The sequence below is a fragment of the Sphingobacterium thalpophilum genome, from assembly GCF_038396785.1.
Lineage (GTDB): Bacteria > Bacteroidota > Bacteroidia > Sphingobacteriales > Sphingobacteriaceae > Sphingobacterium > Sphingobacterium thalpophilum_A.
Genome location: NZ_CP151087.1, coordinates 1598179 through 1621034 on the forward strand (window position 1 = coordinate 1598179; position 22856 = coordinate 1621034).

A 22856-nucleotide genomic window follows, 5' to 3' on the forward strand; every position below is an offset into this window, starting at 1 on the left:
TTAGTTACCACTCGATTAGAATGTGATGCTCGCCCCAAATGCGAATACTTTATTCTGCGGATGAGTCACATAACGTCCTGATGTTGCACCACCGCTTGATGAAACACCACGTTCGGGATCTAAACCAGGGAACTTGGAGAATGTGAGCAGGTTATCCGCCGCAAAATAAATGCGAAGGCCAGAAATACCAGCTTTGGACAAGGTGCTCTGTGGAATAGCATAGCCTACCTGAATATTTTTAAGGCGCAAGAAGGATCCATCTTTTAAAAAGAAAGTCGATGCAGTCCGTACATTATTTGCCGCAGGGGTATTTTCAGCACCCACTATTGGAAGCGATGCATTCGGATTCTCTGGAGTCCAAGCGTTCATACAGTCGCGAGTGAACGTTCCGCCTTGCCTAAAGGGCACGATTCCCCACTCACTCACAAATATTTTTTGTCCCTGGGAACCAAAGAAAAAGGCTGTAAAATCAAAGTTCTTCCAAACAGCCGTCGCATTAAAGGAGTAATCGAAATCTGGATACGCTCCGGGCACGACAATTCGATCATTATTGTCCACAACTTTATCTCCATTAACGTCAGCAAATTTCAGATAGCCCGGTTGTGCTGGAATCTGTTGCACTGGAGAAGCTGCCACCTCTTCCTTCGAACGGAATATGCCCGTGTTCTCCAAAAGGTAAAAACTACCATAAGGTAAACCTTCCCGGATAATGGTATTGTTCGAGATACGTTCGGCCCCATATTTCATCACCTTGTTGCGATTGGCCTGAATATTTCCATTGAGGGTCAAGGATACCGCTCCAATTTTATCACGGTATTGCAGACCTAGCTCTATACCTCTGTTACGCAATTCCCCATAATTTACGGTCGGTGCAGTCAGCCCAATATAAGAAGGGAAGGCTGTAGATGCAGATAAAATATCTGATGTTACTTTGTTATACCAATCGAAAGAAGCGGTCAATTTGTTGTTCCATAAACCGATATCTACACCGAAATCCAAGACTTTGGTACTTTCCCATTTGATCCGGTCATTGGCCATTGCTACCTGACGAGCTCCCTGTTGGAGCGTTTCATCAAAAGGATAAGCAAAAGAGGAATTGTAAACAATCTGATATGGATAGTTACCAATATTTTGATTACCCAATGTTCCAATGGAGGCTCTTAACTTTAGTTCATTAACAACTTCTTTCAATTTCGGACCAAAAAAGTTCTCATCCGAGACTTTCCAACCTCCAGATAATGAAGGAAAAAACGCCCATTTTCTATTTTCAGGAAAACGTGAAGATGCGTCATAACGTGCATTCCCTTCGAGTAGATACTTGCCTTTGTAGTCATAGTTTAACCGACCATAATAAGACCTCAATGACCACTCATTGGTGACACCATTATTTGATTGTTGTCCAGCTCCGCCACCATCAAGCTCAAGCAGGTCATTGTTGGGAAATTGCAGCCTACTTCCGAACAGTTTTTGTGTTTTATTATATTCCGCCTGAGTTCCTGCCAGTACTTTCATGTTATGATTTCCAAAAGACTTATCGTAAGTCAATTGCGTATACCCGACTGGATATACATTGTTGTCGTCTGTTACTTCTAGCCCCTGACCACCTACATCAAGTTGTCTGGCGGGTAGGTCATCCGGTTTGGCGAACCACATGTATTGATTAATCACAGGTTTGTTGGTATAATTTTTTGTAAAACCATACGTCAACCCGCCGCTTGTCTTCCAATCCAGTCCATCCAATATTTTCACATTTAAAAAAATATTGCCTTGCATAAAATAATTGTTCAGCCTTGTAAATGCATTTTCGGCAACTGCAACAGGGTTTTTATTTGGGGATTGAAAAGGATATGCCCTAGACGTATAACGACCACTACCATCTGGTAATACAGGTCCATAAAGTGGTGATTGACTAATGGTAGACAAAAACTGATCTTCACTACCGTTTCTAGGATATTTCCGATCCCCATAATTCAAGGTGATACTTGAACCAAAACTTATCCGATCATTTATTTTAGAACCTAGGTTAAGCTGTAGATTATACTTTTTAAAAGAAGTCCCGATCATAATATCAAGCTGATTGACGTAGCCCAATATAACGTTGTAATTTGTTCCTCCGGCACCACCGCTTAAGCTTAAATTGTGCGTTTGCACCGGGACAGTTCTAAAGACAGCATCTAACCAGTTAAAATCGGGATATAATCTTTTATCTATTGCATTTTTGTAGGCATCAATCATCTCCTGGCTAAAGGAAGCATTTGGATTTGTGACACCCGAGTTTTTATTTGCCTGATTATACAAGGTCATGTAATCAACGGAATTATATACGAGGTCTGGAAGAGCTGAGGCCTTGGTAATTCCGACATTATAATCGTAGCTCAGTTGTGTTTTTCCAGCTTTACCCTGTTTTGTCGTCACAAGAATGACTCCATTTGCTGCTCTTGCCCCATAGATAGCAGCTGAAGCGGCATCTTTCAATACGGTGATATTCTCGATTGCTTGGGGATTCAAATTTTCCAAACTACCGGGGATACCATCTACGATAACCAGTGGAGCAGAAGAGGCGCCGTAGGAACCCAATCCCCGTACCTGGAGATTCACATTTTCATTCCCCGCTTCTCCCGATCCTTGGGTAACACGAAGTCCGGGCATGCGACCTTGAAGTAACTGCGTTGGATTTGTAGCGATACGTTTGTTAAGCACCTTTCCATCGACAGCAGCAACAGCACCCGTTAGATTACTTTTTTTCTGGGTACCATAGCCTACTACAACCACTTCGTCAATCAGGCTACTGGACTCCTGCAGTACAAGATTAATGTGATCTTTCTTATCGACCTGGACTTCGGTTTTCTCTTTGCCTACCAGCGAAAATATCAGGACATCAATATCTCGCGCAAGAATCTGATAATTGCCGGCCCCATCGGTTACAGTGCCGTTTTTCACCCCCTTTATCTGTACGGTAACCCCCGCAAGAGGCTCGCTTGTTGAGGAGCTTACTTTTCCGGATATCTTTATTTGCGACTGAGCAAGCACCGCCGGTGCAGACATGCTCATCAACGAAAATAAAAGCAACCCCTTACCTACCGTTTTGGTCATCGGTGTTATCATAGTTGTTTTGGTTTATTTGGTTATTTAACGAAGTAAATGAACTCAAATATCAAAAATCGTTTACAGCAAAAGGAGTATTTTTTGTTCAAATTAGTGGAATAAATGGCTTCATTCCTGATTTTCAACACAATTAAATGGTTTTTAAAAAAAAAGAAAAATAAACCCCTTGGCAGCTGCTAATTTTTCTTCCAACAATCGATCGGTTGATCTTCAAAATAAGCTAGCGATCTGCCAGAGCATCCTACAACGCTAGAGATTATCAATTTTGCAATAAAATCGATATATTGCCCACAAATCAATTTAAAGTGAGGGAGTCGATGACAACAAAAAAATATAGGAACGTCTATATCTTTTGGTTTTGCAGCATGTTATTTTTTTTACTGCCCGAGGGTTACTGTCAAACAATCATACCCACAGGTACGCCTTTTGTCAAACAATACAAAAAAGACCAATACAAGGCTGGAAATCAAAACTGGTCTTTGGCAGTCGACAAAGATGGTCGTATTTATAGTGCCAATACCGAAGGTCTATTGCAGTTCGACGGACAATATTGGCGCATCTTTCCGCTTCCTAATCATTCCACGGTACGAAGTGTCGCAATCGGTAAAGATGGCAAGATTTACACCGGTGGAAGAGGTGAATTTGGCTATTGGACTTCCAAACCCTTTGGAAACTTGACTTATCAAAGTCTCTCTAAGCTGGTACAGGACAAAACCTACTTTCCAAACGAAGAAATCTGGAAAATCATTGTTGAAGACCAACGGGTATTTTTTCATACATTTTCGAAATCCTATATCTGGGAAAACAATCGTATACGGCAATTAACGGCTAAAGGTGAGCCTTTTTTATTTCCGCATCAGCTCAACAATAAATTATTTTTTGAACAGCTGCCAAGTGGCCTGCATGAATTTAAACAGGATAAATTAATTCCTGTAAAAGGAAAAGATGTCTTGAAAGACAAAAATGTACTTGCCATCTTACCTTACGACGCAACGACTTCGCTTATTGCGACCTCGCGAAACGGCCTCTACCTGATGAAAGCCGATGGAACAATCCTACCCTGGGCTGCTCCGGCAAATCAGCTCTTAAGCCAGTCACAAATAAACAATGGCTTATACCTCTACGATGGACAATATGCTTTTGGCACCATCCAAAACGGTGTTATTATCATCAATAAAAATGGGCAGGTCATTCAACATATCAATAAAAACAATGGTCTCCAAAACAATACTGTACTCAGCATTGTCAAGGACAATCAGAAGAATATCTGGGTGGGACTTGATAATGGCATTGACCGCATTGAAATCAATTCCCCATTATCATTTTACACTGATTTTGTCGGAAAAATAGGTACCGTTTATACATCGATCATCTATCAGGGAAAAATCTATCTTGGAACTAATAAGGGCTTATTTTCAAGTGAATGGAAGGGATTGACCAATTACAATTCATTAAATTTCTCTCAGATTCCAAATTCAAATGGTCAGGTTTGGACATTAGCACAATTTGGTGATGAGTTGATCTGTGGACATAATGACGGAACCTTCAAATTAGATAACGGGAAGCTTGAAAAGATCTCTCAGATTACCGGAGGATGGGTTTTCAAACCTATTTTTGGAACAAAAAATATTCTTCAGGGGAACTATACAGGCTTATCGAAATTCACGTTCGATGGTATACACCTAGCGTTCGTTCAGCAGTTCACAGGCGTTAAAGAACCGGTTCGATTCTTGGCGCAAAAAGATAACCATGCCTTTTGGATTGGCGATTGGGGACAGATACAACTACTCGGACTTGATGCGAATTTCCAGCAGGCAAAGATTTTATTTTCCTCCAAACAGGATAGTATCGCTTCAAAGAGGCAATTTACGGGGATTTATACCTTAGAAAATAATCTTGTATTTGCTACAGACAGCGGATTTCTCCAATTCGACAATATTGTGAAAAAATTCAGCTATGCCAATGAATTAAACACAGCGTTAGGCAGCTATAAAAATTCAAATAAGGTCATACCGATCAATACAAACAGCTACTGGTTTATTCAGAAGACTAAAATTGCTAAAGTAGATTTTGACAGTAAGGGCAAATTGCATATTGACTCCAATCTGCTCAGTCCCTTACAGGATCGAATGATGAATAACTATGAAAACATTCTCCCGATTGAAAACCAATACTATCTCATCGGTTTAGATGATGGATTTGCGATCTACCGTCATGCCGATAAATCACAAAAATACAGGTTGCCACTTCCGCAAATAGCGCAACTTGTCAACTTGACAACAGGCCAGGCTATTATCCCAGATTCAGCGTTTAAACTATCATCATCAGACAATAATCTTAGAATTAGCTTTTCAAGTCCATATTATTCGACTTCGCCACTTCAATACCAATATTATCTCGAAGGTTACTCAGACAATTGGTCCGAATGGAGTGAAACTGCCTATCAAGATTTCACAAATCTACCTTATGGAGAGTTTCAAATTAAAATCAGGGCGAAGGACAATATGGGGTCAGTTTCGGAAGTCCAGACATTTTCATTTACCATTCGGCATCCATGGTTTCTTTCTTGGTGGGCGAAGTTATTTTATACACTCGTCCTGATAACGCTCATCTATTTAGCTTACAGGTTTAATCTTCAACGGGAGCGCAAGCGTCAGTTTCAAATACGGCGAAAATGGCTAGAAGAGAAAAAGATTGCCTTGGAACGCGAAACAGAGCAAAAAGAAAAGGACTGGATTAAACTTAAAAACCAGCAATTAGAAGATCAGCTTCAATTAAAAAATAAAGAACTTGCCAATGCGGCACTCAATATCGTTTACAAAAATGAGATGTTGAACAATTTACACGCCGAGCTCAAACAGCTTAAAGATGCTGATGGCAACAAGCTGAGTTCGGATGAATTGAAAAAGATAAACAAGCTTATCGATGATGCCCATAACGACGATCGTGACTGGCATATTTTTGAAAGAAGCTTTAACGAATCACATGAGAATTTTTTCAAGAAATTGAAACAAGAGTTTCCTGATCTCGTCCCCAATGATCTGAAACTATGTGCCTATTTAAGGCTCAATATGTCGAGTAAGGAAATTGCCTCATTACTCAACATTAGTACACGCGGTGTCGAGATTAGACGCTATCGATTACGCAAAAAGTTAGGCATTCCAACAGACAAAAACCTTTCTGAATTCCTGATGGAACGTTAAATTTTCATCACAGACACTACATCATTACCACACACGAGCTTTAGTGTATAAAACACACTAAAGCTCGTGTTATTTCAGTAAAAACAACAACACAAAATACTGATTATCAAAAACATAAAATACAATAAAAGGTAGCCTGAGCAAGCGGAAATTTCATGTAGTAGTGATGTGAATATGTTAAATTTTGGCAAAGTTGTACTACATCAACATATTTGCTTCAGGGAAATAACCAACGTATTTTAAACAAACACCAAAAATTAACGATATGAGGAATCTATCCGCATTATTTTTGACATCCATGGTTGTATCGGTTGCCTATGGACAAACTTCGGTACAAGGAGTGGTCAAAGATGGCACAAGCATGATATCCATGCCTGGCGTCACCATTAGTATCAAAGGGAAAGCAGTATCTACAAAAACCGACGCAACGGGGAAATTTCAAATCAATGCCTCTCCTACCGACTCACTGGTCTTTAACTTTCTGGGTTATCGCACACAAACGGTATACATTGGTAATCAAACGCAACTCAATGTATTCTTAGAAAATCAAAATCAAGCATTGGAAGAGGTTGTTGTTATCGGTTATGGTACACAAAAGAAAGCAGATCTGACCGGATCGATCAGCTCCTTGAAATCATCCGATATCACGAAGCAACCTGCCATGTCGGCAATGCAATCCATCCAAGGTAAAGCTGCAGGTATCAATATTATTGCAAATGAAGCTCCGGGGTCATCACCCAATGTCATTATCAGGGGCTTAGGAACTGCATTATCAGGACGGAATCCACTCTATATTGTCGACGGAATTGCACAAACAGATATTAATAATATCAACCCATCCGATATTGAATCTATGGATGTTTTAAAAGATGCATCCTCCGCATCTATTTACGGTCTTCGGGCGGCTAATGGCGTTATTATCGTGACGACGAAGAAAGGTAAAACCGGAACAACAAACATCAATTATGAAAGCTTTGCGGGTATAAAAAACGTATTGAACCGCGTGAAAATGGCCAACGCTGATCAGTTTAGAATATTTGCAAATGAATACCTCACCTCGACCAATGGGTCTTACCGTTTAGCTGAGAATCAAAAATATAATACAGATTGGTATGACGAATTATTACGTACAGGTTCTGTATTTAATAATGCTGTTAATATTTCTGGTGGAACTGAGAAAGTTGATTACTTCGTATCAGCAAACAATTATACCGAAAATGGTATTCTTGAAGGCTCAAAATTTGTAAGAAATACCATACGCAATAACAACGTATATAAATTTTTAAACAACCGCCTAAAGTTCAGCCAAAATTTAAATCTTACATTAACAAATGCAACACCTAAGCCTTATAGTGCTTTCACCACGGCTTACCGTCAGTCGCCACTTGCGCCCGTTATGTTTGATAATGGCCGTTACGGTTTAGGTCGTGTAAATACAACAACAGGTGTCGCTGGCATTGAGGCCGCACCAGGCCAAGCCATCGGAAATCTAAATTCTATTGGAAATCCAGTGTATGAGGTTTTACGCCAAAATGAAAGAACAAATACGCTACGCTTACAAGGAAGTTTTGAGGGAGAATTTAAGATTACAGATTATCTGAAAATCAATTCGCGTATTGGCGGGAATAAATTTTATTCGAAACAACGGATTTTTAATAATGTAAAAGATCAATGGTTAAATGCTAATACTTTATTGAATGAATCTGATTTCATCAAATTAAAGGAAAACAATCCAAAAGCGCTTGATTATGTAGACAACAGCTTGAAATATGAAAATCTAGAACAATTCCGCTGGTCTATCGAGAATTTCTTAACATTTAACAAGAATTTTGACAAGCATCATATTGAGGCGGTTGTGGGGATGTCGCGTGAGAAATACGACATAAACAGCATGAGTAGCCAAACGGGTTATAATGTACCTGAACAAGAGCAATACTGGAATATCAATCTTGCAAAAGGAACAACCAATTATGGTATTGTTGCGCTGCAAACCTCTTATACCCCAAGAGCATTAGCTTCGTATTTTGGACGTTTGCAGTACAATTACGATAGCAAATATTATTTAACGGCAACATTGCGTAGAGATGGATCAAGTGTTTTCCGTAATACAGGAAAATACTGGGGTACATTTCCTTCGGTTGGTTTAGGATGGACGGTAACCAACGAAAGCTTTATGAAAGATGCCAGCTGGATTAATTTATTGAAAGTGCGCGGAAACTGGGGTAAATTAGGTAACCAAGATATCCCGCTAAATGTTTCCACAATTTTAACAAGTCCAGAAAGTTCAAATTACAACTACGTTTTTGGTCCTGAACAGAATATGGTTTATGGAAGCGCATATGGCACTCCAGCCGTAAATCTAACCTGGGAAGTAACCAGAGAAACGGGCGCTGGCGTAGACTTTGCGTTTCTAAACAATCAGCTTTCAGGATCCATTGACTACTATCATAAGCTGAATACCAATACTATTCTTGATGTCACACCGACTTACACCTCTCCATCCGAAAAAAACTTCTATGCGCATGGTGCTAAAGTATTAAACCAAGGTGTGGAAGTGGCCTTAAATTGGAACAAAAGTATAAGTCCGGAGTTCAGTTATACATTCGGTGTTAATTATTCATACAATAAAAATAAAGTAACGGAAGTGGTCCCGGCTTATGACCGTGCTACTGGAGGCAGTTTAAATAATGGGGAGATTACCAAACAGCTTCGCGTTGGACAACCGATCTATGGCTGGTGGATGTTTGAGGCAAATGGTGTCTTTCAAGATGCGGAAGATGTAAAAAATTACCCATCGTTTGGCGCTGCAAAACCTGGCTATCTGAAGTACAAGGATCAAAATGAAGATGGTGTCATCGATTCCCGCGACAAGGTTTTCTTTGGATCATTTTTACCGACTTCAACATATGGTATCAATGTTGGTGTTAATTATAAAGCTATTGATTTTAATGTTTCCGGATATGGTGTCGCAGGCAATAAGGTTTACAATGGTTTAAATAGCGTTCGTTCCAATGCAGGTGAGAACATCGCGTTATCAACTTTTGAAAATCGCTGGACTGGCGCAGGTTCAACCAATGAACATCCCGGTGCAGAAAGAGCATATTGGGCTTCGAGTTATTTCCTCGAATCGGGCGCTTATTTCCGTATCAATAATATCACTGTAGGATACACTTTCAATAACTTATATAGCTCGAGATCTAAATTAAGATTATATGTTACTGCTCAGAATCCATTTATATTTACGAATTATAGTGGTTTCTCTCCTGAACTTGCCGGCGACGGTAGTCCAAATTTAACTTCTGGTATTGAGCTTTCAGCTTATCCAACGACACGTAATTTCTTATTTGGACTTAACATGCAATTTTAATCACCTTAGTTTTGAAGACAATGAAAATTAACAAACTTTATATAGCAATTCTTCTTAGTGGGGGCATTGCATTGCAAGGCTGTAAAGACAACAACTTCTTAGATGTACCTTCTAAAGAATATGTTGAAGCCGAAGACAGTGAAGAAATCTACACACCCGAGCAATTTGTCAATGGTGTATATGGAATGTTTACTGATTGGGATTATTCTTTCTCTTACATCGGTATCACGGACATGCTTTCCGATAATGCGGATAAAGGTAGTTCAGCGACAGATGCCGGTGGTGACAAGTTAAGTTTAGACGAGTTGACTTACACTTCAACAACGGGTTCCTTTCTTTCCATGTGGACACGTTGGTATAAATCCATAGGGCGGGCTACACAAGCTATTGCATACACAGAAAAATTTGGACTGACAGACGAAGCTTATAAAAACAGATTGATTGCCGAAGCTCGTTTTCTGCGTGCATTGAACTATTTCTATCTTGTCCGCGGATGGGGCGATGTTCCTATCCAAGAACGTGATTTAATAAAAAGAGAACCCGCAGCTGAAGTTTACGCCTATATTGAAGCGGATTTACAATTTGCTATCAACAATCTTCCACTCAAATCTGCTTATGCTGCAAAAGATTTAGGTAGAGCGACCAAAGGTGCCGCACAAGGGTTATTGTCGAAAGTCTATTTGTATCAAAGCAAATGGCAACAAGCTGCCGACATGGCGAAAACTGTCATCACATCTGGAGGATATAGTCTCGAACCGGATTACGCAACAATTTGGCGTTTGGCTGGGGAAAATGGTCCCGAATCATTATTTGAATTTCAAGCAAGGGGCACCTCTATCGCACATGGTATCCAACAATATAGTCAAGTACAGGCACCTCGTGGAGGAGCGGTCAACTTAGGCTGGGGTTTTAATATCCCAAGCCAAAACTTATTGGATGCCTTCAATGCCGAAAAAGACAATATCCGCCGGGATGCCACAATTATTTTCAGGGGTGAAACCCTTTACGATGGCCGTCTGATTGACAATGGTGTAGAAAACCCAATGTATAATGAAAAAGCGTATTCCTCAGCAAATGGAGGTGCCGCTGACGGTGATAAAAACGTACGTTACCTCCGTCTGGGTGAAATTTATCTTATCCTGGCCGAAGCCGCAAATGAGGTTGGCAATAGCAGTGAAGCGCTGAATGCATTAAATACCGTGCGCACACGTGTAAAATTAGCCAACGTAACGACAACCGACCAAGCGCAGCTCCGTCAATTGATCTGGAAAGAAAGACGTCTTGAATTGGCATTTGAACACGACCGTTGGTTTGATTTGGTGCGTACAAAACAGGCAAAAACAGCCATGGCTGCCAATGGAAAAACTTTCCAGGATAAAATGTTGCTTTTTCCAATTCCAGAGAATCAACGTATCCAAACACCAGAAATGCCTCAAAATACCGGTTGGTAATAATTTACACAAAATAACGCAGTTCAAACGACCATAGGTCGTTTGAACATTTTTTCAAGAATTAAACAACATATCCATGAGAAAACGAATAGCATATCCAGCACTTAGCGGTATAGCTTTGGCGCTTATTCTCAGCAGTTCGTGCCAAAACACTGCTAATAGCAGTCCAGACAGTCCCTCAAAAATTGATTCAACCAGCGGAAGCAAGATCAATGAAGATTCGCTATTGACCACTATTCAGCAACATACATTTCAATATTTTTGGGAGGGTGCCGAACCTACTTCTGGTCTCGCTAGAGAACGCATCCATATGGATGGTGTATACACCCAAAATGATCGTAATGTCGTGACCATAGGTGGTAGTGGCTTCGGACTCATGGGTATGATTGTCGCGATGGAACGTGGTTTTATCAGCCAGGAACAAGGCATTCAAAAGTTGAATCACATCATGGATTATCTAGGCAAAATCGAACGGTTTAAAGGAGCTTGGGCACACTGGTACGATGGAGAACTGGGTACAGCGAAACCGTTCAGTGAAAAAGATAACGGTGGCGACATTGTCGAAACGGCTTTCTTAGCGCAGGGATTAATTGCTATCCGGGAGTATCTAAAAGATAAAGGTGATTCCGCCAAACTGATCGCTCAAAAAGCAGACAAGCTATGGAAAGAAATCAATTGGAATCACTATACAAACGGACAAAATGTTATTTATTGGCATTGGAGCCCTAAATTTAACTTCCAGCAAAATCATCCCGTCAGAGGATATGACGAGTGTCTTATTACCTATATTTTGGCAGCCTCATCCCCTACTTATCCGATTGCACCCCAGGTGTATCACGAGGGATGGGCAAGATCTGGTGCAATTAAAAGCTCCGCTAAAAAATATGACATTCCACTCGTGCTAAAGCACAATGCCAAAGAAGGTGAAGTGGGCCCGCTCTTCTGGGAACATTACTCCTATCTAGGATTGAGCCCCAAAGGATTAAAAGACCAATACGCAGATTATTGGGAAGCGACAAGCAATCATGTTAAGATCAATTTGGCATACGCCGATCTGAACCCAAAAGGGTACAAAGGCTATGGTTCAACGAAAGGTTGGGGCTGGACGGCCAGCTATTCCATCAACGGTTACGATGCACATCATCCAGACAACGATCCTGGTGTGATCTCCCCTACAGCGGCTTTATCGTCTATGCCCTACGCCCCACATGAAAGCATACAGTTTGCACAATACTTAAACAATCAGCTCGGCAATAAAATCTGGGGTAAATATGGCTACTATGATGCCTATAGTGAAACGGCAAATTGGTATCCACAACGTTATTTAGCCATCGATCAGGGGCCTATTATTGTCATGATCGAAAACTACAGAACCGGAAAAGTCTGGGACCTATTTATGCAGGCTCCAGAAATTCAACAAGGACTAAAGAAACTCGGTTTTACCAGTCCTTATTTAAAGTAGTGGCCTATGGAATCATTTTCAATCCGTCACACGTTGAAAATGGTTCCTTCCACGAAAATAACAGGACATCTGATCAAGAAAACTCAGGGATCATCTTGAGCACTTGACATAAACTTACCCTATTGCGCGGAAAGCAAAATCCACGCGCACAAAAAAAATAATACGATGAAAAAAGTAGTAGGTACTTTCCTTCTTGCATTGCTCGCCTGGCATACAAGTCCAGCGCAATCCAATCCGAAAATGGACACATTCATTGATCAGCTTATGGCTAAGATGACTGTCGAAGAAAAGATTGGACAACTTAATTTGGTAACCGGTGGCGAAGCGACAACTGGAACCACTGTATCCACCGATGTGGATACCAAAATTAGAAACGGCCAAATCGGTGGTATTTTCAGCATGAGCACACCAGCGAAAATTCGCAAAACGCAAGAAATAGCCGTCAAGCAATCCCGCTTAAAAATACCCATCATTTTTGGGATGGATGTCATTCACGGTTATCGTACGGTATTCCCAATTCCCTTAGGTCTTGCTGCTACCTGGGATATGAACTTGATTCAACAATCGGCACGTATTGCCGCCGAAGAAGCTACCGCTGATGGAATTAATTGGGCATTTTCGCCCATGGTCGATATCTCGCGCGATCCACGCTGGGGCCGTATTTCCGAAGGTGCGGGTGAAGATACCTATCTAAGCTCGCGAGTTGCAGAAGCCATCGTCCATGGCTTCCAAGGGGATAACCTGGCAGCACATAACACCATGATGGCCTGTGTCAAACACTTCGCCTTATATGGTGCAGCCGAAGGTGGTCGTGATTACAATAGCACGGATATGAGCCTTCACCGCATGTACAACGAATATCTACCTCCTTATAAAGCAGCGATAGATGCGGGAGCAGGAAGTATCATGACTTCTTTTAACGATATCAATGGTGTCCCTGCCTCGGCAAATAAATGGTTAATGACGGATGTGTTACGTAAGCAATGGGGCTTTAAAGGATTGGTCGTAACTGATTACACTGCTGTAAACGAATTAACAGCACATGGCCTCGGTGACCTCCAACAGGTCTCGGCCTTAAGCCTGAATGCTGGCGTTGATATGGATATGGTCGGTGAAGGGTTTCTGACGACATTAAAAAAATCTTTAGATGCGGGCAAGGTCAAAATAGCAGACATCGATAGGGCCTGCCGGTTTGTTTTGGAAGCCAAGTATAAATTAGGCTTATTTGACGATCCCTACCGCTATTGTGACGAAAAACGGGCAAAAACTGTAATCGGATCGGCTGCCAATCATGCAAAAGCCCGGGAAATTGCAGCAAAATCTTTTGTCTTGCTGAAAAATGAAAACCAAGCACTTCCATTAAAAAAAACAGGTACAATTGCTGTCATTGGTCCATTAGCCAATTCAGGTCCAAATATGCCCGGAACGTGGAGTGTCAGTGCTGAATTGGACAAAACAGCCTCTTTAGTGGAGGGAATGAAAGCCGTGTTGGGTAATCAAGTCAATATCCTCACACACCTGGGCAGCAATCTGTTGGAAGATCCAATTTACCAAAAGCATGCAACCATGTTTGGCCGTACCATAACACGCGATTCCCGAAAAGAAGAGGAGATCATCGCAGACGCTGTAAAAGTTGCTCAACAATCCGATGTGGTCGTGGCTGCCCTTGGTGAATCATCAGAAATGTCGGGTGAAAGCTCCAGTCGCTCCGAATTGGATATTCCGAAAAATCAACAGAACCTGTTAAAAGCATTACTGGCAACAGGAAAACCAGTTGTATTGGTGTTATTTACGGGTAGACCACTTACGCTTACTTGGGAAGATGCTCACGTACCAGCCATATTAAACGTGTGGTTTGGCGGAACGGAAACAGGAAAAGCAGTAGCCGATGTCTTATTTGGGGACGTCGTTCCTTCAGGTAAGATTACCGCCACCTTCCCACGCAATGTTGGTCAGATTCCGATCTATTATGCGCATAAAAACACCGGTAGACCCTACGGAAACTCGGGCGATTTTGAAAAATTCAAATCAAATTATCTCGATGTAAGCAATTCCCCACTCTACCCTTTTGGTTATGGATTAAGTTATACGACGTTTACCTATGGTGAAATTCGTCTTGACCGCAACACAATTGACGATAAAGGTACGCTGCAAGCAAGTATCGACATCCGCAATACAGGAAACTATGATGCGGAAGAAACCGTGCAGCTCTATATCCAGGATGTTGTTGGTTCTGTCACGCGTCCTGTAAAAGAATTAAAAGGCTTTCAAAAAATATTCCTCAAAAAAGGAGAGCAAAAAACGGTAAACTTTAACATCAAAGTAAATGATCTCAAATTTTTTGACAACAATCTGAATTACGTTGCCGAACCAGGAACTTTCAAAGTCTACATTGGTCCCAACAGCCGTGATGTCAAAGAAAAAGAGTTTGAATTGCTTTAAATCTATTGCATCTCTATAAAAAAACAAGGCGACACTTCGAAAATAAGTGCCGCCTTGTCTATGTTTAACGATGTCTATGTTTAGTCATTGCTATTTCTAGCTACTTCATATTCCCATCAAAGCTTTCAAACAATAAACGCAATTCCGCCGCTTTTTCTGGATATTCCGTTAAAATATTGGTTCTTTCACTTGGATCCCAGGCAATGTTATGTAATTCTTCAATAGCATCATAAGGCTTACCCGAAATCTGATTGACTCCACCCGCTATCCGACGATACTTCCAGTCACCTGACCGAACCGCCTCAACATGTCCATAATTCACCAAAAATATTGGTCTATGTGCTGTTTTTAAATCTTCCGATTTGCCGTTCAATAAAGAATCGATCGCTTGACCATCGATAGATTTCTTCGGCAATGATGCACCGGTCCATTTGGCGATGGTCGGCAACACATCCAAGTTGCTAATTGCCTGTCGAAGAACTTTCCCTTCTTGGGCATAACCTTTTCCATAAATAATGAACGGTACACGGACGCCACCTTCTGTTGTTTCGGCTTTCGACCCTTTGAAGACACCTGCAGTACCCACATGCCAGTTCTTTGTAGCGTGATCGTCAGACATTCGCGATGGATAAGCTATCCAGGGACCATTATCACTTGAAAAAATTAAAATGGTGTTATCGGCGAGGCCTTTTCGCTCAACCGTTTTCCAGAGCTCCGAAAAATTATGATCCAGCTCCTGCATCACCGCACCCAGAGGGCCTGCATTTTGCTGATCTGCAAATCGGTTCTTTTTGTTGGCAAATGCCAAAGGAAGATGCGGAAAATTATGCGCATAGTATAAAAAGAATGGATGATCTTTATCTTGATCTTCGATAAACTTCACTGTTTCTTTGTGATAAAGTGCGCTCAGATCCGAATCGTCGGGTGCCACGACTTCAGGTTTCCGATTCCGGAAGATCTTAATGACAGAGTCGGTCTTTACATAAGGATCGCGGTAATCGTGGCTATACAGCATGCCATAAAAAGAATCGAAGCCTTGCTGATTAGGATGATGGTAAGTTTGTTTATCTCCTAAATGCCATTTTCCGACCAATGCTGTCCGATAGCCTACCTTTTTTAATAATTCGGCAATCGTTTCCTCCTCATCAGGCAAGCCTAAATCTGAGCCTGGACCGATTGGTGCTGGAAGATTATAACGTGAAGCATATCTCCCGGTTAATAAAGAAGCTCTTGAAGGTGTACACGAGGGCGTAGAAACCATAAAGTTTGTTGCTCTCACGCCCTTACTGGCGATCGAATCCAAAAAGGGGGTTGAAATATTCGGACTTCCATAACAGCCAATGTCGCTATATCCGAGATCATCGGTCAAAATTAAGATAATATTAGGCTTTTTTTGCTGGGCATTGGCAAAAGCCACCAGTAAAAATAAAGCCATAGCGGTCATAAATTTAGTGTATCGCATCATAGTTGTATGAGTTAATTGGATTCGTGCCACAAGATAACAATTTTTACCAATTTGGATTCTGTTTTAAATTCGGATTGAGGTTAATTTCCCGTTGTGGAATGGGCCAGAGATAATGCTTTTTCGCATCAAAAACACGGCTTTCGGAGGCTGCTTCAACGACAACTGCCTCTCCGTTATTATTTTGATAGGTGATGCCATACACTTTACCAGGAACAACCTTTTCAGCAGTTTTCCATCGTCTTATATCCGCGAGATGCAACCCCTCAAATGCCAGTTCCACCGTACGCTCGCGACGAACCAACTGGCGAAGTTGCTCCTGATTTGCTTGATTACTTGTTATTGGAAGTTTTACATCCGTTCGTGAATTTCTAATTTGGTTGATGGCATCGTAAACACTGCCATCAATTTCGCCGAGCTCAATTTTTGCTTCCGCATAGGTCAATAATATCTCAGCATAACGTAATAGTATAATATTCAAGCCACTTTTAGAAGGGTTTGCCAAATCCTTTTTATCGATATACTTCTTTATATTGAAACCTGTTGTAGAAGCAATATAGGTGCTCCCCACAGCATCGGCAGTCCCACTATTTGGTGCTGGATGAAAAATTGCTCCATTTGGAAGTGGATCGCCATCCAAAAAAATTGAAAAAGCAAGCCTCGGGTCACGATTTTTATAGGGATTTTTGGGATCATAACCACTATTGGCATCCGTAATTAAATCGCCTTTGGATGTGGTATAGCTATCGACCAAGGCTTTGGTAGGCACATAGGTACTCTGCCCATTTTGCTGACTATAGGGGGCCAAGAGGTTAAAAACACTTTGTGTGTATATATTTTCCAGAAATTGCTTATCCAACAGCACCTCTTTGTTATTTTCAGCTGCATACGTAAACAGATTTGCGTACGATGGGTAAAGCTCGAATCGTTTGCCATCGATAATCGTTTTTGCTGCCTTTGCTGCTGCTGCAAAACGTCCTGCATATAAATCCGACCGGGCTTTCAGGCCCAATGCGGCCCAACGGGTTATGCGTCCGATATCGTTATTGGAGTAGCTTTCAGGCAAACTTGCCGCAGCCAGTTCCAATTCGCTGTCGATAAAATCATAGATTTCAGATAGCGTCGCTTGTTGTACTTCTCTTCCTTCCTGTAGTGTCAATGGTGCCTTTACCAGAGGAACTGCACCGAATAAATAGGCCAATTTGATATATTGATAGGCTCTTAACACGCGCGCTTCGCCGATATATCGAGCAATCAATGTTTCATCTTTGCTGCCCTCGATTTTACCAACATTCGCCAAAAAGTAATTGGCTGCACCGATTCCTTTATAGGCACTGCTCCAGGTGTTGTACAACCGAGAACTTGAAGCATCATAGGTACCCAATTCAATATAGGCATCCACAGCGAAAGGCTGATTGACATGGGCTATATCCGTCAATGCATCGGAATAGAAGATTTCTGCTCCATCCAGGTCGTTGTAGAGCGCATTTACAGCTAGCTCCGCATCGGCTTGGCTCTTCCAAAATATATTTTCCGACAGGCGGTCGGTAGGTACAGCATCTAACAGATTCTTATCACAGCTAATCAGCATAAGCGAAAACAGTCCGAAACTGAAAATCAGGTTTCTTTTTTGATATAGATAGTTGTAAAATTTCATTCGTTTTCAATTATATATTATTAACAATCACACTACAGCGTCAAATTGACGCCCAGTGTATAAAGGCCGGTTTGCGGATAATATACCGCTCGTCCAGATTCCGCTTCAGGATCCAGGTTCCATTCATTCAATTTTGAAATTGTCCATAAATTCGTCGCGGATAGGTATACCCGAAGTTTGTTGATTGCTGTCTTTCCGATAGCATGTAGTGGCACTGTATATCCAACCTGTATGTTTTTCAACCGCAGGTAAGAACCGTTAACCACTAAACGGTCCGAGGTTGCGACATTACGCAAATCATATTTGACCACGCGCGGAAAGCGTGCATCCGTATGTGTTGGTGTCCAATAATTGTTTGTAAATATTTCGTGTGTAAAGCCTTCCTGATTTCCCATCTCAGCCAATGCTCCTGACAATCGGGTATCGACTTTTGCTGCACCTTGAAAGAGCAGATCAAGATCAAAATTCTTAAAGGTGAAACTCCCATTTATTCCGAAGGTATATTTGGGGAAAGAGTTGCCAATAGCGGCCATGTCATTTGCATTGATCACCCCGTCGCCGTTCAAATCCACATATTTCACATCTCCGGGCTTCGTATTTGTAGCATACGTAGCGCCATAAGCTTGAATTTCCTCCGCAGACTGAAAGAGACCATCGGTCTTATATCCCCAAAGTGTGTTGATCGGAAGTCCTTTAGCAATAATATACCTTGGGTCAATATCCGATCCGGCAATGTAGGGTCCAGTACCTTTTAGATCGGTTACTTCATTATGGTTGATACTTAAATTTCCATTCAGCTGGTAAGCAAAAGCCCCAGGCGCACTTGGTCTTTTCTGATAATTTGCGCTGAATTCCCAACCGCGATTCAGTACTGTTCCCGCATTTTGGGGTGAAGGCTTTAATCCCAAAACGGCAGGAATATCCAGATTTAGTAGAATATCGTCAGTTACCTTTTTATAGTAATCCAGGGTAAAAGTCAAGCGATTGTTTAGGAAAGCGGCATCCAAGCCCAAATCATACTGCATCGTAGACTCCCAGCCCAATTGCTGATTGGCATAACTGTCCAGTCGATACCCCTGTACAGATTTACCCCCAAAATCATATCCTGCCGCAATGAGGGCAGAATAATAACTATACAAATCTACCGATTGGTTTCCTGTCTTGCCCCAGGAAGCACGCAATTTGAATTCGTTCAACGAATTTCGAATAGGTTCCCAAAAGTTTTCCTTGGATAAGAGCCATCCTACTGATGCCGAAGGGAAAAAACCATATTGCTTGTCGCCCGTAAAACGGGATGAACCATCGTAACGCCCATTCACTTCGAGCAGATACTTGCCATCCCAATCGTAATTTACCCGACCAAAAAACGAACGCAAGCCATACTGCACATCATATCCATTATTGTTTTTGGTCGCATCATCAGCTCCTTGTCCGATAGAGGTGATATCATTATTGTAGAATCTTTCGCGATAAGCCGTTAAGTAATTTTGATAATTGTGAATCTGTGAATAGCCAACAAGTGCCTTAATATGATTTGGCCCAGCCGCCAATTGATAGGTCAACAGATTGTTCCATGTATACTCGCTGCTATTATCACGAATTTCGTTTAATGAATTGATCGGAAAACTTTTTACAATACCTGTATTTCGGTCCTTATTGTCAAAAGCGTTCAAAAAGGTTTTGGTATTATTTAGGTTCACTCTTACACCAAATTGGGACGTAAATAACAAATTTCTCCACAATTGAATGTCGGTTTTAACGATGGAGCTTAGGTAGTTTTCATTTACCTTTTTAAAACCACTTTTTTCAATCAACATTAAAGGATTATTGCCTTGCGTACTTAATCCGTAAGTACCATCATCATATTTAGGCACCACCCACATCGAGCCATGGAGAAAGTTATTGATTGGATCACGCCCAGGCTCAGCAGCTTTGCTATATCGGTAGTTTATACTTCCTGTAAAATTAAGCCAAGAGCTTGCTTTATAATCGTTGTTTAGCCTAATATCCGCCAGTTCAGCGCCATAATGATCAATAATACCATCCTGTTTATTATAACGAACCGCCAATCTAGAAAGTAGAATGTCATTTCCACCAGCGAATGACAAGGCATGGCCTTGTTGAGGAGCTGTTTTCAACAGTGTATCAAACCATGTATTCGGTAAAGGATATTTTTCGCGATCGGTCGCAGTCCGATAAGCCGTTATTGATTCGTCAGTAAATCGCGCCGGCACCGCCAGCCCCGCGTTACGGTAGGCGTCCTGTTGCAATTGGAGGTAGGATACGGCGTCCATCTGCTTTGGGGTGTTGATTGATTTTTGTAAGCCGTAGTAGCCATTATAATCAATCACAACATGTCCAGATTTTGCACTTTTGGTAGTTACAATAATTACACCGTTGGTCGCACGTGATCCATATATCGCCGTGGAAGCCGCATCCTTCAGGACTGAAATTGAAGCGATATCATTGGGGTTTAACTTGGACCAGGGTTGTTCAATGCCGTCCACAATGACCAAAGCATTATTCTTGCTGAGATCATATCCACTGGTGCTGCTCGAATTGGTATTAAATGTCGTCAATCCTCTAATTCGAATATTGGCAGCCGATTGCCCTGGTTTTCCACCAAGGTCTTGAACAGTCACCCCAGGTAATAAGCCCTGCAAAGCCTGCTGCGTATTAGAAACTGGTCTTTTCGTCAATTTATCACCATAAATACTGGCGATTGAATTGGTCAACGAGATTTTTTTCTGAGTTCCATAGCCAACAACCACCACCTCATCCAGGTCCTGTGTAACTGGCTCTAATTCAATTTTTGTGGGAGATTCGGAAACTAACAAGGTCTTTTTCTTATAGCCAATGCGCGAGAGTGTAATGGAAAATGGTAATTTCTGTCCCGTTACAATTTGAAAAAAACCTTTTTGATCTGTTGTAACAACATGCGTTACAGCTTCGAGTTGAATGGTTACGCCTTCAATAGGCTGCTTACGTTGACTATCATATACATAGCCTGATAAGGAAGCATTGACAATCGGTTTAACATCTGTTTGCGCATATACCTGATGCCCAACGCCAGATAACAATAAACATAGCGACAAGGTAGAATACCGGAGTACCCTAAGATTTTTCATAGATAAAGTATTAATGGTGAATACGAACAAGTGCCAACGCCAATCGAAAACTTGTTTTTATTTTGAAGACATGAGGGGAAGCGAGCGCCTCCCCTGCTGTCAGTTTGAGAAAAGATAAGGGAAATTATCCTATATGACACATTCGCATCTTTCTTACATCAGGGGATTTAGCCTTCAGAGACTTTGCAGTAATACTTACGAAAAATGTGCTTTTACTAATATTGATATGTTCCATAATAATGTGTTAATACGCCACGCTGAAAAGTAATGCATATTTTCAACAGCGATCTGTTATCTTTTCACAAATATAGGAGTAAATTTAATATAATCTACTAATTCTATAGATTTTATTAAAATAAATATACGAGACCTGCAAAGGGACTATATAAGCAGACTGGTAGCCGTAAAAGGTTACCGATTAAGGATAAGCAAGGAACGCTTATTTTAAAGTTTTTAGATAGGTTTTAATCAGCAGGATGCCTTCATCATGCAATACGGTGGTTCCCTTTTGAGGCATATGCATCTCTCCCAATGTAGACATCCGTCCAATAATCTTCGCTTGTTTCAACCAAATTCCAGTTTCATGCATGGGGCTTTCATAACGAAGATCCAGCATGGTCATATAGGCTGTCCCTTTCGGATTGTGACAATGGGCACAGTTGATTTCCAAATAAGCTCGCGCACGACTTGCAGTCGATTGGGCAAGGTCATCATAACTCGGTAAATTCGTGAAGCTTTTCATGGACTTCAGTTCGAGAGCCCCCTGTTTGGTCAACTGCACCAGTTGCTGGATGCTGTCACCATCCTGACCGATTATCCGGTTCAGATTTCTGATCTTTGGACCTATCGGAAACAGCTGATTTCCTTGTCGATGGCATGCCATACAATCGTTTCGTGAAGGAATAATATAATTTGTTTGTCGCTCGTCACCTTTGCTGTCCAAAAACGAAACATGCACGGAAGCACTGTCCATCAACAACAAAGCTTCATCTTGGGCTGCATTCCATTGATAGGTTGCTGCATTCCACTGTCCGTCTTTATAAATCAACAGCCGTGTTTCAAGCAATTGCTGTCGCACATCTCCGGCCGCATCTTTTTGCGGATAAAAAAATGTTTTGGCAATTAGGGTACCATCGGGGAAGCTGGGCAAACCATCATCCGAGGCAATCATTTTTTTTCCCCTGGGAAGAAAGATGACGCGCTTTTTATCGGTATAGTCTGTAAATAAGGTGGAGGCTAATTCATAGGAAATTCCCTGGTCGTTTGGAACAAGATCAGCAATTTTGCCTTTGAATAAATTGTAATCAGATAATTTATCTCGAAACACAATATTATCTTTAGCGATTGTACCCCGCCCCGTATTATTCAATACAATAAAAAATATAGGTATCAATAGAATACCCATCAAAATCAGCACTTTCGTCATTTCCCTAATGCTCTTTTCTACCGTTCAAGTCCGTTTTAAATTCGGGCGAAGATAAGATAAAAAAGAGATTATGCTGATTGATATCTGCTATTGAGGTTCAGATTTTACAATACGTACAGAAAACAATAAAAGGCCCGTTATTTTATCAAAAAA

General features: G+C 41.3%; 10 protein-coding genes. 5 read left to right on the forward strand and 5 right to left on the reverse strand.

Going from position 1 to position 22856, the window contains the following annotated elements; all coding sequences use genetic code 11:
- Window positions 1–15: 15 nt before the first annotated feature.
- Entirely contained in the window at window positions 16–3105 is a 3090-nt protein-coding gene (locus AACH28_RS07325) for a TonB-dependent receptor (RefSeq protein WP_341832612.1), read from the reverse strand.
- A gap of 365 nt (window positions 3106–3470) precedes the next feature.
- On the opposite strand from AACH28_RS07325, the gene AACH28_RS07330 reads away from it, so the two are divergent.
- From AACH28_RS07330 to bglX, 5 genes are all read left to right on the forward strand, one after another.
- Complete coding sequence (locus AACH28_RS07330; RefSeq protein ID WP_286754361.1) at window positions 3471–6308, forward strand: triple tyrosine motif-containing protein; 2838 nt, start codon at window positions 3471–3473, stop codon at window positions 6306–6308.
- A gap of 265 nt (window positions 6309–6573) precedes the next feature.
- Window positions 6574–9675: a TonB-dependent receptor gene (locus tag AACH28_RS07335; RefSeq protein WP_112374163.1), complete on the forward strand. Its 3102-nt coding sequence runs from the start codon at window positions 6574–6576 to the stop codon at window positions 9673–9675.
- A gap of 20 nt (window positions 9676–9695) precedes the next feature.
- On the forward strand, window positions 9696–11126 hold the full coding sequence (locus AACH28_RS07340; RefSeq protein ID WP_286769777.1) for a RagB/SusD family nutrient uptake outer membrane protein: 1431 nt from the start codon (window positions 9696–9698) through the stop codon (window positions 11124–11126).
- A 76-nt stretch (window positions 11127–11202) separates the two neighbouring features.
- Window positions 11203–12588 (forward strand): glucoamylase family protein, encoded by a 1386-nt coding sequence (locus AACH28_RS07345; protein ID WP_341832613.1) that lies wholly within the window; start codon window positions 11203–11205, stop codon window positions 12586–12588.
- Window positions 12589–12753: 165 nt separating this feature from the next.
- Window positions 12754–15030, forward strand: a complete 2277-nt coding sequence (gene bglX, locus AACH28_RS07350; protein ID WP_286801536.1) for a beta-glucosidase BglX — start codon at window positions 12754–12756, stop codon at window positions 15028–15030.
- A 100-nt stretch (window positions 15031–15130) separates the two neighbouring features.
- Here bglX and AACH28_RS07355 read toward each other — a convergent pair whose 3' ends face one another.
- From AACH28_RS07355 to AACH28_RS07370, 4 genes are all read right to left on the reverse strand, one after another.
- Window positions 15131–16465: a sulfatase-like hydrolase/transferase gene (locus AACH28_RS07355; RefSeq protein WP_254667765.1), complete on the reverse strand. Its 1335-nt coding sequence runs from the start codon at window positions 16463–16465 to the stop codon at window positions 15131–15133.
- 73 nt (window positions 16466–16538) lie between these two features.
- Window positions 16539–18149: a RagB/SusD family nutrient uptake outer membrane protein gene (locus AACH28_RS07360; RefSeq protein ID WP_341832614.1), complete on the reverse strand. Its 1611-nt coding sequence runs from the start codon at window positions 18147–18149 to the stop codon at window positions 16539–16541.
- A gap of 32 nt (window positions 18150–18181) precedes the next feature.
- Complete coding sequence (locus tag AACH28_RS07365; RefSeq protein WP_341832615.1) at window positions 18182–21277, reverse strand: TonB-dependent receptor; 3096 nt, start codon at window positions 21275–21277, stop codon at window positions 18182–18184.
- Between the two features lie 439 nt (window positions 21278–21716).
- Window positions 21717–22703 (reverse strand): hypothetical protein, encoded by a 987-nt coding sequence (locus AACH28_RS07370; RefSeq protein WP_341832616.1) that lies wholly within the window; start codon window positions 22701–22703, stop codon window positions 21717–21719.
- Window positions 22704–22856: the final 153 nt, after the last annotated feature.